The 17,541-nt window shown below is 40.5% G+C and carries 16 protein-coding genes; 15 read left to right on the top strand and 1 reads right to left on the bottom strand.

The window, feature by feature from the left end:
* Positions 1-67 precede the first annotated feature (67 nt).
* Positions 68-451, top strand: a complete 384-nt coding sequence (locus H9649_RS06785; protein WP_191693978.1) for an FxsA family protein — start codon at positions 68-70, stop codon at positions 449-451.
* On the opposite strand, the gene H9649_RS06780 is transcribed toward H9649_RS06785, so the two are convergent.
* Entirely contained in the window at positions 444-1,415 is a 972-nt protein-coding gene (locus tag H9649_RS06780; RefSeq protein ID WP_191693977.1) for an AI-2E family transporter, read from the bottom strand. The genes H9649_RS06785 and H9649_RS06780 overlap by 8 nt on opposite strands.
* Before the next feature lie 180 nt (positions 1,416-1,595).
* Here H9649_RS06780 and citZ point away from each other — a divergent pair, with 180 nt between their 5' ends.
* The 14 genes from citZ to H9649_RS06710 all read left to right on the top strand — a co-directional run bounded on the left by citZ (position 1,596) and on the right by H9649_RS06710 (position 17,541).
* A complete protein-coding gene (gene citZ, locus H9649_RS06775) occupies positions 1,596-2,711 on the top strand; it encodes a citrate synthase (protein ID WP_191693976.1) in 1,116 nt (371 codons plus the stop codon).
* Positions 2,712-2,794: 83 nt separating this feature from the next.
* Positions 2,795-4,054 (top strand): NADP-dependent isocitrate dehydrogenase, encoded by a 1,260-nt coding sequence (gene icd, locus H9649_RS06770; RefSeq protein WP_191693975.1) that lies wholly within the window; start codon positions 2,795-2,797, stop codon positions 4,052-4,054.
* Between the two features lie 343 nt (positions 4,055-4,397).
* Positions 4,398-5,336: a malate dehydrogenase gene (mdh, locus tag H9649_RS06765; protein ID WP_191693974.1), complete on the top strand. Its 939-nt coding sequence runs from the start codon at positions 4,398-4,400 to the stop codon at positions 5,334-5,336.
* 147 nt (positions 5,337-5,483) lie between these two features.
* Positions 5,484-5,957 (top strand): MaoC/PaaZ C-terminal domain-containing protein, encoded by a 474-nt coding sequence (locus tag H9649_RS06760; protein WP_191694178.1) that lies wholly within the window; start codon positions 5,484-5,486, stop codon positions 5,955-5,957.
* A 32-nt stretch (positions 5,958-5,989) separates the two neighbouring features.
* Complete coding sequence (locus H9649_RS06755) at positions 5,990-6,685, top strand: response regulator transcription factor (RefSeq protein ID WP_318241663.1); 696 nt, start codon at positions 5,990-5,992, stop codon at positions 6,683-6,685.
* Position 6,686: 1 nt separating this feature from the next.
* Positions 6,687-8,084, top strand: a complete 1,398-nt coding sequence (pnpS, locus tag H9649_RS06750; RefSeq protein ID WP_191693973.1) for a two-component system histidine kinase PnpS — start codon at positions 6,687-6,689, stop codon at positions 8,082-8,084.
* Between the two features lie 85 nt (positions 8,085-8,169).
* The gene (hflK, locus tag H9649_RS06745) at positions 8,170-9,138 is read left to right on the top strand and encodes an FtsH protease activity modulator HflK (RefSeq protein ID WP_191693972.1); all 969 of its coding nucleotides are present in this window, start codon (positions 8,170-8,172) and stop codon (positions 9,136-9,138) included.
* The gene (hflC, locus tag H9649_RS06740) at positions 9,138-10,139 is read left to right on the top strand and encodes a protease modulator HflC (protein ID WP_191693971.1); all 1,002 of its coding nucleotides are present in this window, start codon (positions 9,138-9,140) and stop codon (positions 10,137-10,139) included. The genes hflK and hflC overlap by 1 nt, the downstream gene beginning before the upstream one ends.
* A 103-nt stretch (positions 10,140-10,242) precedes the next feature.
* Entirely contained in the window at positions 10,243-12,870 is a 2,628-nt protein-coding gene (polA, locus tag H9649_RS06735; RefSeq protein WP_191693970.1) for a DNA polymerase I, read from the top strand.
* Positions 12,871-12,879: 9 nt separating this feature from the next.
* Positions 12,880-13,752 (top strand): bifunctional DNA-formamidopyrimidine glycosylase/DNA-(apurinic or apyrimidinic site) lyase, encoded by an 873-nt coding sequence (gene mutM / locus H9649_RS06730; protein WP_191693969.1) that lies wholly within the window; start codon positions 12,880-12,882, stop codon positions 13,750-13,752.
* A gap of 14 nt (positions 13,753-13,766) precedes the next feature.
* On the top strand, positions 13,767-14,363 hold the full coding sequence (coaE, locus tag H9649_RS06725; RefSeq protein ID WP_191693968.1) for a dephospho-CoA kinase: 597 nt from the start codon (positions 13,767-13,769) through the stop codon (positions 14,361-14,363).
* Positions 14,364-14,488: 125 nt separating this feature from the next.
* Positions 14,489-15,511, top strand: coding sequence for a glyceraldehyde-3-phosphate dehydrogenase (locus tag H9649_RS06720; protein WP_191693967.1), 1,023 nt, complete (start codon positions 14,489-14,491; stop codon positions 15,509-15,511).
* 179 nt (positions 15,512-15,690) lie between these two features.
* Positions 15,691-16,149 carry a transcriptional regulator NrdR gene (gene nrdR / locus H9649_RS06715; RefSeq protein ID WP_191693966.1) on the top strand — a complete coding sequence of 153 codons (459 nt, stop codon included), beginning with the start codon at positions 15,691-15,693 and terminating at the stop codon, positions 16,147-16,149.
* 39 nt (positions 16,150-16,188) lie between these two features.
* The gene (locus H9649_RS06710; protein ID WP_318241660.1) at positions 16,189-17,541 is read left to right on the top strand and encodes a replication initiation and membrane attachment family protein; all 1,353 of its coding nucleotides are present in this window, start codon (positions 16,189-16,191) and stop codon (positions 17,539-17,541) included.

Raw genomic sequence — 17,541 nt, 5'->3', positions numbered from 1 at the left:
CTTCAGCGTGCATTCGTTTTGTTAAAAACAAATGAATGAAGCCGCCGAAGAACTGGAGTTGATTCGAATGAGATGGCTATTAATCGCGTTTATTTTACTACCGATTGCCGAGATAGCATTATTGCTCTATTCGGGAAGTGAGCTTGGAATCTTTCCGACGATTCTACTAATCATTATAACTGGGATCGGCGGGGCATACTTGGCGAAACGTCAAGGACTGAAAGCATGGAAGGATTTGCGGTCTAGAATGTCGACTATGGAAACTCCCGGAAATGCAATTATCGACAGTGTCTGTATTTTCTTCGGTGGCATTTTGCTAATCATGCCTGGATTCATCACTGATATAGCAGGTGTGCTGTTAATGTTCAAAGGGCCAAGAAAACTACTTAGACCATTGATTGTCGCGTGGATTTACCGAAAGATGAAAAAAGGACAGATAGTCATTAGGTAAAGTAAGGATGTTTTTTCATTTTTAAAGCAGTGAAGAGAAGAAAAGGCGTTAACAATATACCAGGCAAACCAAACAGATAGAAGGAACAGACCGTTATAAAAAATGCATGAATCGGTTTAACCCGGAAAGCGGATGCCCACATATACGATTCTGCCATCTGTCTCGTTGTAACAACCAAAATATAAATAAGAGCCAAAGAAATACCAACGACCAATTGTTTAGAATAAATAAAGAAAATCGTCATAGGTATAAGAAATAGTCCAATACCTAGTAAGGGTAGGCTATCTACAAGTGAAACGAGAAACGCACTACCTATTGGCGATTGGAATCCTATTAGTGAGAAGCCTACAGCAAGAATTATGAAGGTTAAGAGGAATAAGCGTGCTTCTACAAAAAAGAAGGTGCCGATCAATTCCCCTGATTTCCTGAAAATCCTTTCTGCGGGTTTTTTCATGCGTGTAGGAAAATAAATGAGAAACCAGAATCTGTCCTTTCCTGACTCTCGCAAAGCGAAAAAGTAAGCAACGAGAAAGATGAAAAGACTGAAGATCTTTTGAAATAGAGTCGTCGTGATGCTAATGACATATTCAAGCAGTGCGTGTCCATATTCAATAAGTTTTTCATCGATAAAATTAAATAATTTTCCGGTAATATCTGTGCTTCCGGTATAGTTCGATAAATGTTTTTCGGCAAGTGGAATTGTATCCATTAAACCGTGCAAAGCAATGAACCCGAAAGTGGAAAAAATGAAAAGGATAGATAACATAACAAATAATGTAGCGAGCGTAAGTGGTAATCTTATAACCATTCGTAGTGCAATTAAAATCGGTGACGTAAAATAGGCGACTATGATTGCAATCCCTACAGGAGGAACGAAGTAGATGAAAATGATTGCTATAATAGCAGGTAGCCAATTCAGGGAAAGCTGTCGTAAAGTATCATTATGAGTATGTTTTTTTAGCAAAATTTCATCCTTTTCCACTTTTTTTATGATGAAAACAAGCGTTTCCATTCACAAAACTGTAATATTTGCTTATAATGGTCAATGTAAGCGTTACGCACTGAACAATAATACAAGTAGATTTGTCTATATTTACAAGATTTTGTAGATATACTGACAAAATACAGTGAAGGAGCGATTCATATGACAGCATCAAAAGGATTAGAAGGAATCGTAGCTACACAGTCGGCTATCAGTTCCATTATTGATGACACCCTTACATACGTCGGGTACGATATCGATGATCTTGCTGTAAATGCAAGTTTTGAGGAAGTAGTCTATCTGCTTTGGCACCAACGTTTGCCTAAGTCTGAAGAATTGGCTGAACTCAAACAACAACTAGCGGACAATATGTCCATACCACAGCCTGTACTAGATCATTTTAAAATGTATCCTATTAATGAAGTGCATCCGATGGCAGCATTGCGCACAGCAATTTCTCTTATAGGATTATACGATGAAAGTGCAGAAGATATGTCAGACGAAGCTAATTACCAGAAAGCGATTAAGCTACAAGCAAAAATTGCAACAATCGTCACAGCGTTCTCGCGTATCCGTAAAGGACAAGAACCTATTGCTCCTAAAACAGATCTTGGCTATGCGGCTAACTTCCTCTATATGTTAACTGGTGAAATGCCAGAAGATATTGCAGTAGAAGCTTTCAATAAAGCGCTTGTTCTTCATGCAGACCATGAATTGAATGCTTCGACATTCACTGCACGCGTTTGTGTAGCAACTCTTTCAGATATGTATTCAGGCGTTACTGCAGCGATCGGCGCTCTTAAAGGACCTCTTCATGGTGGAGCAAATGAGCAAGTTATGAAAATGCTCATGGAAATCGGTTCTGAAGAAAACGTAGAATCATTCATCAGAGAAAAACTTGATAATAAAGAAAAAATCATGGGCTTCGGTCACCGTGTTTACCGTAAAGGTGATCCCCGTGCAAAACATCTTCGTGAAATGTCGAAGAAGTTAACGACACTTCGCGGTGAGGAAAAGTATTATAACATGTCCGAAAAAATCGAATCAATTGTTACAGGTGAGAAAAATCTTCCGCCAAACGTTGATTTCTATTCAGCTTCGGTATATCATTCACTTGATATCGATCATGACCTTTTCACACCTATTTTCGCAGTATCCCGTATCTCAGGCTGGGTAGCGCACATCTTGGAGCAATACTCCAACAACAGATTGATCCGTCCGCGCGCAGAGTATATCGGACCAGATATGCAGAAATATGTGCCAATCGAAGAAAGATAATAATGCCGTAACGGAAACGTATGGCAAACCGGGGCGGTATATCGTATACTTGCCCTCTCATATTGAAATGGAGGAATTTTAAAATGGCTAAAATTACAGTATCCAATGGAGTATTAAACGTTCCAAACGAAGCGACAATCCCGTTCATCATCGGTGATGGTACAGGCCCTGACATTTGGCATGCAGCTTCTCGCGTATTGGAAGCGGCAGTTGAAAAAGCATATGATGGTGAAAAGAAAATCGAATGGAAAGAAGTTCTTGCAGGTGAAAAAGCATTCAACGAAACTGGCGAATGGCTTCCACAAGCAACTCTTGACACAATCGAAGAATACCTTATCGCAATCAAAGGACCATTGACTACACCAATCGGTGGAGGTTTCCGTTCATTGAACGTTGCTCTTCGTCAAGAACTAGATCTATATACTTGCCTGCGTCCAGTACGTTACTTCGAAGGTGTTCCTTCACCTGTAAAACGTCCTGAAGACTGCGATATGGTCATCTTCCGTGAAAACACAGAAGATATCTATGCTGGTATCGAGTACAAAGAAGGCACTGAAGAAGCGAAGAAAATGATCGATTTCCTTCAAAATGAAATGAACGTTAAAAACATCCGCTTCCCTGAAACTTCAGGTATCGGTATTAAACCAATTTCTGAAGAAGGTACAAAACGCCTTGTACGTGGAGCGCTTAACTACGCAATCAATGAAGGCCGTAAATCACTTACACTTGTTCATAAAGGTAACATCATGAAGTTCACTGAAGGAGCTTTCAAAAACTGGGGTTACGAAGTGGCTGAACAAGAATTCGGCGACAAAGTGTTCACTTGGAACCAATACGATCAAATCAAAGATGCAGAAGGAACTGATGCAGCGAACAAAGCTCAATCAGATGCTGAAGCAGCTGGCAAAATCATCGTAAAAGATTCAATCGCAGACATCTTCTTGCAACAGATCTTGACTCGTCCAAAAGAATTCGATGTTGTTGCAACAATGAACTTGAACGGCGACTATGTTTCTGATGCACTTGCAGCACAAGTTGGTGGTATTGGTATCGCTCCAGGAGCTAACATCAACTACCTAACTGGTCATGCAATCTTCGAAGCTACTCACGGTACAGCACCTAAGTATGCTGGTCTTGATAAAGTAAACCCATCTTCAGTATTGCTTTCAGGCGTTATGATGCTTGAACATATGGGATGGAATGAAGCAGCTAACATGATCACTGCTTCAATCGAAAAGACAATCGCTTCAAAAGTCGTAACATATGACTTCGCACGTCTAATGGACGGCGCAACTGAAGTGAAAACATCTGAATTTGCAGATGAACTGATCAAAAACCTATAATCTCTAACAAAAGTCTCCTCCTCTGAACATTCAGTGGGGGAGATTTTTTTAATATGGTTCTATAATAATTGTTGGAGTATAGATGCAATTCTATAAATTGAATTTAATAGTCTGCATTGCTTTCTTTTACGATGATTTGCGTTCCGGCCGGACGCTTTCCAATCGAACCCTTTGTTGTTCGATTGGCTCAACGCACGCCCCTCGGAAAGCGTCCGCCTTAAGCGCAAATCAACATTCTGCAATGTCTGAACCAATTTGCACAAGTCCCAATTCATTTATGTTAGACTAACAGCAGATAGGATTAACTGTTATATCTATTCGAAACGACAAAGGAGAGGTTTTCATGACGATGAAACGAAAAAAAGTCTCAGTAATCGGATCGGGTTTCACAGGTGCCACAACAGCATTTCTACTCGCCCAAAAAGAACTTTGTGACGTAGTACTTGTCGACATTCCACAAATGGAAAATCCGACAAAGGGAAAAGCCCTTGATATGCTTGAAGCGGGACCTGTCCTTGGGTTTGATGCAAACATAACAGGTACCTCAAACTACGAAGATACAAAAGACTCCGATATTGTCATTATAACAGCAGGAATTGCCCGCAAACCTGGAATGAGTAGGGATGATCTTGTTCAAACGAACCAAAAAGTCATGAAAGCAGTGACGAACGATATTGTAAAACATTCACCACAGACGACAATCATTGTTTTGACAAACCCTGTTGATGCAATGACTTATACTGTTTACAAAGAATCCGGCTTCCCTAAGGAACGTGTCATCGGACAGTCGGGCGTGTTGGATACAGCCCGTTTCCGTACGTTTGTAGCGCAAGAACTGAATCTTTCAGTGAAAGACGTGACGGGATTTGTTCTCGGAGGTCATGGGGATGACATGGTGCCTTTAGTTCGTTATTCAACAGCGGGTGGAGTTCCTCTTACGTCATTAATTGAGCCGGCTAGATTGGAAGAGATTGTTGAGAGGACGCGTAAGGGGGGAGCGGAAATTGTCAATTTGCTTGGTAATGGTTCTGCTTATTATGCACCTGCCGCTTCACTCGTTGAAATGACTGAAGCTATTTTAAAAGACCAAAAAAGAGTGTTGCCAACTATTGCTTACCTTGAAGGCGAATATGACTTGCATGGAATCTATTTAGGTGTACCGACTGTAGTTGGTGCTGGCGGCATCGAAAAGATTATTGAACTCGATTTGCTGGATGATGAAAAAGCAGGATTGGCAAAATCAGTCGAATCAGTTAAAACTGTCATGAAAGTGCTAGAATAAATAACTAATTCACCCGGACTGCCTTTTAGCGGTTCGGGTTTTTCCATGCAATCTGCTAGACTCGTTGCTTGCTCTTTTCGAGTGAATATTGTTACACTTTGTATAATACGAATGTTAATCCCCATGAATGAAGGAGGAAGAAATTTGATATTAGGTAAAAAGCGAAGACTTGGACGAGAAGTGGATAAAATAAGTGTTGGTGAAAAGTTGAAGCTTACGGAAAAAATCGAAGATAAGGATTTGCTATTATATCTAGGACTAACAAATGATTCGAATCCGCTCTATATTCAACATGATTATGCCTCTCAAACTGATTACGAAAAACCGATTGTTCCTGCTGTTATGTTGACGGGTATTGTCATTTCGGCGATTTCTAAATATTTGCCTGGACCAGGTTCGCATGTCACTGAGCAACATTTGATTTTCCCTAACCATGTTTACCACTATGAGACGATTAATTTTCAATTTGAAGTCATTCGAGTGGAACTGGAAAACAAATCTATTATCATTATGGTTGAAGCGGAAAACGAAAAGGGAGACACAGTTATCTCGGGAACTGTTACGGTCATTCCGCCAGCCATTAAAGAGCAATTGACATCTCATGCAATGGATAATTTCTAAAGAGACAAATAGAGGGAAATGGGTGAACAGTTATTAAGATTTTAATTGTAGACGATGAGCAACCGATTCGTACATTACTAGACTATAATTTAAAACAGTCGAACTATGAAACTGTCATGGCGGCGGATGGAAAAGAAGCTATTCTTATGGTTGAATCTGAAAATCCGGATTTGATTTTACTTGATCTTATGTTGCCTGTGATGGATGGTGTAGAAGTATGTAAAACTCTTAGGCAACGAAATATTAACACACCGATTATAATGCTAACAGCTAAAGGTGAAGAGACGGATAAAGTGATTGGACTAGAAATCGGTGCGGATGATTATATGACGAAGCCGTTTAGTCCGAGAGAAGTAATTGCACGAGTTAAAGCGGTGCTGCGCCGCACGGGCGACCGTTCTGAAAATGCCATTGAGAACGGACAAGTATTGACGTCTGGAGAGCTTACGGTACACCCTGAGCAGTATGAAGTGCAGTTAAAAGGGGAATCACTTGATTTTACACCAAAAGAATTCGAACTACTTGTCTATTTCATGCAAAATAAGAACCGTGTGTTGAATCGTGATCAACTGCTAAGTGCCGTTTGGAACTATGACTTTGCGGGTGATACACGTATCGTAGACGTACATGTAAGTCATTTGCGTGAAAAAATTGAAGAAAATACTCGGAAACCCGATTATATAAAGACGGTTAGAGGAATTGGCTATAAATTTGAGGAGAAAAATTGACATGAAAAGTCTTTATACCCGATTATCAATCGCTTTTGCAACGATATTAGCAATTCTTCTTGCTGGTCTAGGCATTGTCCTCGGCCAGTTTTTCCATTTGATTGACGTTGAAATAACAGGACAAATCCAATTGAAATATTGGTATTTCCTGTCGTTCATACTTACAGTTGCATTTTTACTTACACTTTTTATCGGAACACGTGTGATCCGTCAATATACGAATCCAATTGATCAAGTAACATATACTGCACAGATGATCGCAAACGGTGATAATCTGGCGAGAACGCCAATTGATGATAGGTATAGCAATGACCTTGGTGTCGCTGTCAATCAGATTGCTAGAAACTTGCAAGAAATATCGATTTTGCGAGCAATGGAAAAAGAACGACTTAAAACTTTGATTGAAAGTATGGGAAGCGGCCTTCTTATGTTTGGAAGAGAAGGATCAGTAAACTTAGTAAATGGGGTCTTTGAAAATACGTTCTCCTTCCGACGTGAGGAGATTATCGGGAAAACGTTCAAGGAGGTCGGCTTGCCTGAGGGGATTGAACGACTTATTGAAGATGTTTTTCTAACTGAGCAAGTACATGAATGTCAAATCCAGATAAATGAATCATATGTAAGTGTTTACGGCGCACCTGTCATCGGTCGACATGGCAACTGGTTAGGAATTATTGTCGTTTTCCATGATATTACAAAACTAATTCGATTGGAGAAAGTAAGGAAAGATTTTGTCGCAAACGTTTCCCATGAACTCCGCACACCCATAACGTCCATTAAAGGATTTACAGAAACTTTGTTGGATGGTGCCATGAGTGACGAGTTAATATTGAAAGACTTCCTTACAATTATTCAGAAAGAGAGTGATCGTTTGCATCTTCTTGTTGATGACTTGCTAGAGCTTTCGGGAATTGAACAAGAAGGATTCGATCTAAACATTAGAAAAGTGTCGCTCTCATCAATCATTGAAGATGCAAAAAAGATTGTTTCTGGAGCTGTGGAAAAGAAAAAAATGCGAATCATTAGCGAAGTGGACGAAACTGCGATGATCCTTGCTGATTCAGATAGGCTTATCCAAGTGATGGTGAATGTTTTAACGAATGCTGTCAATTATTCCAAAGAGGAGACAACAGTTAGAGTTGGAGTTTCGGCAACAATGGAAGGTACGACAATTGTTGTTGAAGATGAGGGAATTGGTATCGACAAAGCAGAGCTCCCTCGTCTATTTGAACGTTTTTATCGGGTGGACCGCGCAAGAAGTAGGGATTCGGGGGGGACGGGTCTTGGTCTTGCAATCGTTAAGCACTTAATAGAAGCTCATGGAGGTACAGTAAAGGTGGAAAGCGAGAAGGATATCGGAACAAAATTCACTTTTTTCTTTCCTGAACGTAAAATGTAAAAAGAGTGAATCTGTAATTTTTGAAACTTCTAAGGCCCCTGTCCGTATACCTAATAGATACATATATTAAGGGGGAAATACAATTATGAGTACACGCCGAGCCTCAGTAGCTGCAGGTATGGTCATTGCAGGAATTTTGCTACTGATCATCGCCTTTACGACTTGGTACACTATTGATGAATCTGAACAGGCTGTTGTCATTACTTTCGGTAAAGCGGATGCGCCAATTACAGATTCAGGGCTGCATTTCAAGTTGCCATGGCCAATTCAACAAGTTGAAAAATTATCCAAGGAGACATTCAGTCTCCAATTCGGTTACAAACAAGATGCGGATGGAGATTTAGTTTCTTTTGATAAAGAGACAAAAATGATTACGGGTGATGAGTATATTGTCCTTGCCGATCTCATTGTACAGTGGAAAATTATAGATCCACAAAAATATCTTTTTAATTCTCAAAATCCACAAGAAATACTGCATGATGCAACGTCAGCATCGATTCGTTCTGTTATCGGTAGTTCAAAAATCGATTCAGCGCTGACGGATGGTAAAGCGGAAATTGAAGCGAAAGCACGAGAGCTGTTAACAAATCTTATCGCAACATATGATATCGGAATTGGAATACAAGGTGTTAAGTTACAAGATGTAGAACTGCCAAATGCAGATGTCCGTGCAGCGTTTACAGCTGTTACAGATGCACGGGAAAAGAAACAGACGAAAATTAACGAAGCTAAAAAATATATGAATCAGCTGAAAAGTGAAGCGGTCGGTGAAAAGGAAGCCATCCAGTCGAGGGCATTAGGACAAAAGACTGCGAGAATTGAACAAGCATTAGGTGATGTGGCATTATTCAATGATCTTAGTGCGGAGTATGAAAAGAATAAGTCGATTACGCGTCAAAGACTTATCATTGAAACACTTGAACAAATCTTGCCTAAAGCTAAGATCTATATAATGAATGATAACGGCGAAACATTGAAATACTTACCTTTAAACCAATTGGAGAGTGGAACTCCGCCACCTGTCAGTGATAAAACGGAAGGAGGCGGAAACTGATGTCTAATGAAAATAATCCTTTTAAGAGCATAGAAGAGAAGTTTTTGGAACGTCAACGCGCTAAACAGAAAACCGCAACTGGAACTGGTAAGGTCGTGACGCCAAAACGTCCTTTTAATATGAAGAAATATGTTAAAGCTGCTATAACAGTGACGGTTATATTTGCAATTGCGGTCATTCTTCTTGCCAATACGTTTATCGTCAAAGAAGATGAATATCGTGTTGTTCGTCAGTTCGGAGAAATTACCCGAATCATCAAAGAACCTGGATTGAATATGAAAATCCCGTTCATTCAGTCTGTGACAAGTTTGCCGAAAAACCAAATGACATACAATGTTTCTGAAGCGGAAATTAATACAAAAGATAAGAAGCGTATTATCATTGATAATTATGCGATTTGGAAAATAAACGATCCAGGTAAAATGATTTCCAACGCCAGAAATATTATAAATGCAGAATCCAGAATGGAAGAATTCATCTATTCCGTCATTCGAAATGAGATGGGGCAATTGGATTATGTGGACGTTGTCAACGATGAGAACTCTTCTCGTGGTAGCTTGAATGACCGTGTCACAGCGAAAGTGAATGAATTCCTTGAAGAAGGAAACTTCGGTATCGAGGTTGTCGATGTACGTATGAAGCGTATCGACTTGCCAGAAGAAAACGAACACTCCATCTATACTCGAATGATTTCAGAACGTGATTCCACTGCACAGACATATTTATCTGAAGGGGACGCTGAAAAGAAAAAGATTGAAGCGAATACGGATCGAGAAGTTCAGGAAATGCTTGCAACAGCGAAAAAAGATGCTGCAATTATCCACGCTGAAGGGGAAGCGGAGGCTGCTAAAATTTACAATAATGCATTCTCCAAAGATCCAGAGTTCTACAATCTGTACAGAACATTGCAATCCTATTCGAAAACGATTGGTGATGATACGATGATCATCATGCCAGCGGATTCGCCATATGCGAAAGTACTGACAGGATACTTGGAGTGACAAGTGACGTCATTTCTATTCATCTGACCTACGTGGTAAGATGGATGGAGATGACGTTTTTTATTGGAATAATCTATTGCCTACTTTAAGGAGTGAATCGAACTTGTCAAAAGAAAAAATTGTGCTTTTAGATGGCAACAGTTTAGCATACCGTGCGTTTTTTGCGTTGCCGTTACTAACGAATGATAGTGGTATTCATACAAATGCGATTTACGGATTTACAATGATGTTGCAAAATATTTTAAATGAGGAAAAGCCAACGCATATGCTCGTCGCATGGGATGCGGGAAAGACAACTTTCCGTCATTCAACGTTCGGCGAATACAAAGGCGGCAGACAGAAAACCCCACCTGAACTGTCTGAGCAATTCCCTTACATGCGTAAATTGCTAAATGCTTTTCAAATTACACAATATGAACTCGACCAATATGAAGCGGATGACATTATCGGCACTTTGAGCAAAGCGGGCGACGCAAAAGGCATTGAAGTGGTCGTCATTTCAGGAGATAAAGACTTGACCCAACTTGCAAGCGAGCATACGACTGTTTGCATTACGAGAAAAGGGATTACAGACCTTGAAATGTATACTCCGGAACACATTATGGAAAAATATGGTATTACTCCTCCGCAAATCATTGATATGAAAGGTCTGATGGGCGATGCTTCGGATAACATCCCTGGTGTTCCTGGTGTCGGAGAAAAGACTGCACTTAAATTATTGAAAGAATACGGTTCTGTAGAAAAAGTGTACGAGTCACTTGATTTGATTTCCGGGAAAAAGCTTAAAGAAAATTTGACGAACAATGAAGAACAGGCTTACATGAGTAAGAAACTCGCCACTATTGAAGTCGAAGCACCCATTACGATTACGATTGACGATTTGCAGTACAACGGACCGGACGACGAAAATGTGAAAACGCTATATGAAGAATTGAAATTCAAAACACTTCTTGAAAAAATGTCTACTAGTGATGAAGAGGACGTTCAAATTGAAGATATCAATGTCCGGATTGAAATGGATACTGAGATCTTAAATTTATCAGATGCAATGGCTTTCCATGTTGAAATGTATGATGAAAACTATTTAGCATCAGACGTTTCAGGTGTCAGTATGACAGACGGAGAGTCAATTATCTATATACCAATTGAACAAGTGAAAAAATCTGCAAAGTTAAAAGAATGGTTCGTGGATGAAAGCAAGAAGAAATATACATCTGATTCCAAAGCTGCTTATGCGTCCATGTTGAGATGCGGAATTGAAGTGAATGGATTTGAATTCGATTTATTGCTCGCGACATATATCGCGAATCCTTCTTCTTCCTATACTGATGTTGCATCTGTTGCGAAGGAATTTGGTTATTCCGATATCGAAAGCGATGAAGCCGTTTATGGTAAAGGTGCAAAGAAAAAATTACCAGAAGAGGGCATATTAGCTGATCATGCAGGGAGAAAAGCGCAGGCAGTTTGGAAACTGAAGTCGATTATGGAAAAAAAGCTACGGGACAATGAGCAATTTGAATTGTATCGGGAGCTTGAAATGCCGCTTGCGAAAATTCTTGGCAAGATGGAATCGACAGGCGTCAAAACAGACTTAAGCATTTTACAACAAATCGGGATTGAACTTACCGCGAGATTGTCTGAACTTGAGTCGATTATCTTTGAGATGGCTGGACAATCTTTTAACATAAATTCACCGAAACAATTGGGTGAGATCTTATTTGAGAAGATCGGTTTGACGCCTATTAAAAAGACGAAAACAGGTTACTCGACTGCAGCGGATGTTCTAGAAAAACTTGAAAGTGAACATGAAATTATCGGATTCATTTTAACGTATCGTCAGCTTGGCAAACTGAATTCGACATACATCGAAGGACTGTCAAAAGAAATTCATGAAGATGGTAAGATTCATACACGTTTCCAGCAAGCTTTAACACAAACAGGGAGATTAAGTTCCATAAACCCGAACTTGCAAAATATACCGATACGACTTGAAGAAGGGCGTAAAATCCGTTCAGCTTTCGTCCCGTCAGAAGTGGGTTGGATTATGTACGCAGCGGATTACTCGCAAATCGAATTGCGTGTTCTCGCGCATATGTCGCAAGATGAGAAAATGATTTCCGCATTTCGCGAAGACGAGGATATCCATACGAAAACAGCAATGGACGTTTTCGGGGTCGATAAAGAAAGCGTTTCTTCTGATATGAGACGTACTGCAAAAGCGGTCAATTTTGGGATTGTGTACGGAATAAGTGATTACGGGCTTTCTCAAAGTTTAAATATTACTCGTAAGGAAGCGCAGAAGTTTATCGATACGTATTTGGCGACATTCCCTGGCGTTAAACAATATATGGAAGATATCGTCTCTGATGCTAAAATGAAAGGCTATGTCGTAACAATGATGAACAGAAGACGGTACTTGCCTGAAATAACGAGCTCAAACTTTAATTTGCGAAGCTTTGCAGAACGAACTGCGATGAACACGCCAATTCAAGGAACAGCAGCTGATATTATTAAAAAAGCGATGATTGACATGGATGCAAGATTAAAGGCTGAAAAGATGGAAGCGAGAATGCTTCTACAAGTTCATGATGAATTAATCTTTGAAGCACCTGAACATGAAATCGCCAAGTTGAACAAAATCGTGCCGGAAGTAATGGAGTCAGCTTTAAATCTTGACGTTCCGTTGAAAGTGGAGTCAGCGTTCGGCTTATCCTGGTATGAAACGAAATGAGGAATTGCAATGCCTGAATTACCTGAAGTGGAAGGGGTCGTCAGAGAATTATCGCCGGCCTCTTCAGGAAGGACTATTTCGAAAGTATACATTTCTGATGTCATCAGAAAGTCAAAAGAACTTGGTAAAGAAGCGATTGTTAAAGGGATTGCTTTAGAAGACTTAGTTAACGCGTTGCCAGGTATGACAATTAATAATGTATCGAGAAGAAGTAAATATATTTATTTCCATATGGAGAAGTTTGGACAGACCTACTTGCTTGTCAGCCATCTTGGTATGACAGGCGCGTGGTTTGTTGTCAATACTGTTGATGAAGTGACCGAAAAACGGTTTAAAGATCATATTCATGTTGTGTTAACGATGGAAGACGGTGGTCTGCTCGTCTATTCAGATATCCGGAGATTCGGAGAGTTACGACTGCTTAGAGAAGAAGGCGATTATTTGCCTTTATTGAAAATGGCGCCTGAGCCTTTTGATACTCTAGCTGTCGAGCATTTTCTTGAGATGACCTCAAAAACTAAGTACGCACGTAAACCGATTAAAGAATTGATCATGGATGGACAGATCATTTCAGGTTGCGGCAATATTTACGCGACAGAAGCACTTTTCAGAATGAATATTCATCCCGCTCGGGCCGCCTCAAGAATTAGTGAAAAACGGTTGAGAGAATTATTCCAGACAATCGTCGATGTACTCCTTGAAAGCATTGAAGCGGGTGGAAGTTCGATTTCCGACTATCGTAATATTAACGGCGAAGCAGGTTCAATGCAGGATAGGTTGAAAATGTATGGAAAGAAAAATTGTCCAACTTGCGGATATGAGACGAAGACTATGAAAATAGCAGGCAGGACATCTGTCTACTGCACGAAATGTCAAAAGTGAGGATGGTGCTCTGAATGATCATTGGGTTGACTGGAAGTATTGCAACGGGAAAAAGTACTGTTTCACGGATGTTGAAAAACAAGGGATTTCCGATAGTCGATGCCGATGAGATAGCCCGACTCGTCGTGGAACCCGGAAGTGCGGTGCTTAAAGAGATTGCTGCTGTTTTTGGTGAAGATGTAATATGTCCTGACGGAACATTGGATCGCGAAAAATTAGGAGCCCGCATATTTACTAATGAAGAGGATCGCGGGAAATTGAACGCTATTATGCATCCTGCTGTCCGATCTGAGATGATCAGACAAAAGCAACAATGGCTTGATGAAGGTGCGAAAACAGTCGTCATGGATATTCCGTTGTTATTTGAAAGCAAACTCCAGTCGTATGTTGATAAGATCATCGTCATTTCTGCAAAACCGGCTATCCAACGGGAGCGTCTTATTGCGAGGAATAATCTATCGGAATCAGAAGCGGACGCACGTATTGCTTCTCAAATACCTGTAAGTGAAAAAGAGAAGCAAGCCGACGCTGTCATCCATAATGACGGTTCTTTGTTAGAGACAGAAAAACAGCTCGACTCAATTCTTTTTGGGTGGAATGTTAAATTGTAATATAAACTCTGAAAAGTTGAACATTGTTAATTTGTTCACAAACTCTTTCTACATAAATAAAATGTGCTATACTAATCAACGGATAAACTATAAAAAGTATAACATTATTCAGGAGGATTTATTTCATGACTACTTCTATAGCGATAAACGGGTTTGGACGCATCGGACGTATGGTTTTCCGCCAAATTATCATGGAGGATGACGTGAAAGTGGTGGCAGTGAACGCAACGTACCCCGCTGAAACGTTAGCACATTTGATTAAGTATGACACAAATCATGGTGTGTTTGATGGTGAGATCGTTGTGGTGGAGAATGCTCTTGTAGTAAATGGGAAGCGTGTTGAATTGCTTTCTGAACGCGATCCATTGAAATTACCTTGGGAAAAGCTAGGTGTCGATGTTGTAATTGAAGCGACTGGCGTATTCAATGCGCGCGATAAAGCTGCACTACACTTGGAAGCTGGAGCGAAAAAAGTGATTTTGACAGCACCGGGTAAAAATGAGGATGTAACAATTGTTTTAGGCGTCAATGATGACAAGCTGGACATTGACAAACATAATATCATTTCAAACGCTAGCTGCACGACAAACTGTCTTGCGCCGGTCGTAAAAGTGCTGAATGATTCATTCGGTATTGAAAATGGTCTTATGACAACGGTTCACGCTTATACAAACGATCAGAAAAACTTGGACAATCCGCATAAGGATCTTCGTCGTGCGCGTGCATGTGCTCAATCGATCATCCCAACTTCAACGGGTGCGGCAAAGGCACTCTCGCTTGTCTTGCCTGAACTTGAAGGGAAAATTCATGGATTAGCGCTACGCGTTCCTACACCTAACGTTTCGCTCGTTGACCTTGTAGTCGATGTGAAACAAGATGTGACAGCGGAAGATGTGAACAATGCTTTCAAGAAGGCTGCTGAAGGCCCGTTAAAAGGCATTATTCGCTTCACAACTGAGCCGCTTGTTTCCATTGATTTCAATACAACGACTGAGTCTGCGACAATTGACGGTCTCACGACAATGGTTATGGGCGATCGCAAAGTGAAAGTTCTTGCTTGGTACGATAACGAGTGGGGCTATTCTGCCAGAGTCGTTGAACTAACGAAGAAAGTCGGAAATGCATTAAATACTAAAGTGAATGCCTGAATAATGGTAAATGGCTGTGCAAGTTTATTTCGATAACTTGCATGGCCATTTTCTTTTTCTAGAGCAGCAAGCAGTAGGCTGAATTTAAATCAGTACGATTTGTTCATGAACAGATATAAGTTTTTTAATGAACTTCTGTTATAATCAAGATACTATATGGAAATACGGAGGAACTTACAATGATATGTCCAGCTTGTCATTATAACGGCACCCGGGTCGTCGACTCCAGACCGGCTGAGGAGAATCGATCCATCAGACGACGCAGAGAATGTGAGAAATGTGCATTCCGCTTTACCACTTTCGAGAAAGTGGAAGAAATGCCGCTAATCGTTGTTAAAAAAGATGGAACCCGGGAAGAATTCAGCAACGAGAAATTATTAAGAGGTCTCATACGCGCATGTGAAAAGCGACCAGTTGAACTGGAATCGTTAAAAAGCATCGTTTATTTCATCGAAAAAGAATTGAGAAGTTCAGGAACTGTGGAAATCAATTCAGAGGATGTCGGAGAGATGGTCATGGAGAAATTAGCGGATATTGATGAAGTCGCCTATGTGCGTTTCGCATCCGTCTATCGTCAATACAAGGATATTACTGTTTTCATTGATGAATTGAAGAAATTGCAGACGAAAAAAGAGTAGAATTCAAGCTGATATAAAACAAAGGAGGAGTACTGTCCAGTGCTATATCAAGAATTGCAACCAGTAGATACATTCAAAATTAAAATGGCACACCCGTTTTCAACATATGATAGGCAACTCCTCACATTGTTCTATCAGCCGCTTATCGGGCCGGATGCAATGAGTCTGTTCATGACTTTATGGGCAGATGCTGAACGGAAAATAGATGGAGAATATAACCATTATTATTTGATGAATTTATTGTCGATGCCTTTAGGAAAAGTTTTCGAAGCAAGAATCTCCCTAGAAGCAATTGGCTTACTTCGTACGTACAGCAAGCAGGACATGCACGATCGGACATTTGTTTATGAACTGCTGCCTCCTATGGACGCAAAAAGCTTTTTCGAAGATCCTTTGTTATCAACATTTTTGTTCAGCAAGATAGGGGAGCAAGCATACAGAGCATTAAGAACAAGCTATTCCGCAGACGAATTATTGGACGGACAATATGAAGAAGTGTCGAGAACATTTCTAGATGTCTATAAACCTGTACGCTCAAGTGGTTCGCAAAGTGATGATGATGAAAATGGTCGATTGGAAAGTCGTAACAAGTCAGGAGGCCTTCCGTTTGCATACTCTGATTTTGACTTTAACCTGCTGCGTGCAGGGCTGTCGGAACAAATGGTGCCACAATCAGCCCTGTCATCAGTATCGAAGCGGCTAATTGAGAAGTTGGCTTTCCTTTATTCATTAACACCGATAGATATGCAAAAAGTAATTATGATGGCGCTTGACGAACACTTGAAACTTCCTGAAGAACGACTTCGGAAAGCAGCTGTCGATTTTTATAAGATGAACATTTCACAAAACGTCCCTTCACTTAAAAAAGCCTTCCGGTTGGAGGACAAGCCTGTAGTTCCAGAACCTGTCACGAGGGAAGATGAATTGCTTCTTTACATGGAACACACATCACCGCGTGACATGTTGAGAGATTATACAGGGAAAGAACCACTCCCGGTGGATGTCCAACTCGCTGAAAGGCTTGTGACAGTTCACGGATTCACGGTAGGTGTCGTCAATGTGCTATTGCAATATATCACCATCCGAAATGACGGTAAGATCACGAAGAACTATGCGGAAAGGATTGCTTCACACTGGGCGAATAAAAAGATTGAGACAGCTAAACAGGCGATGGAGATTTCACGTCAAGAGCACGATCAATACATCAAATGGCAAAAAGAAGGTAGCAAGAAATCGAGTGGTCGAAAGCCTGTTAGAGAAGAAAAAGTGCCGGAGTGGTTCAATAAACCGGAGGAGCAGAAAACATCTGCTAAAGAAGTTGACCCCGCGATTGATGAAAAGCGCCGTGAACTGCAAGCGAAGCTAGATGCCATGAGAATGGAGGGAAACTGA

This window comes from Sporosarcina quadrami (assembly GCF_014836615.1).
Classification (GTDB): Bacteria; Bacillota; Bacilli; order Bacillales_A; family Planococcaceae; genus Sporosarcina; species Sporosarcina quadrami.
Note: the sequence above shows the minus strand (reverse complement) of the source record. Positions and strands in the feature narration are given on the sequence as shown.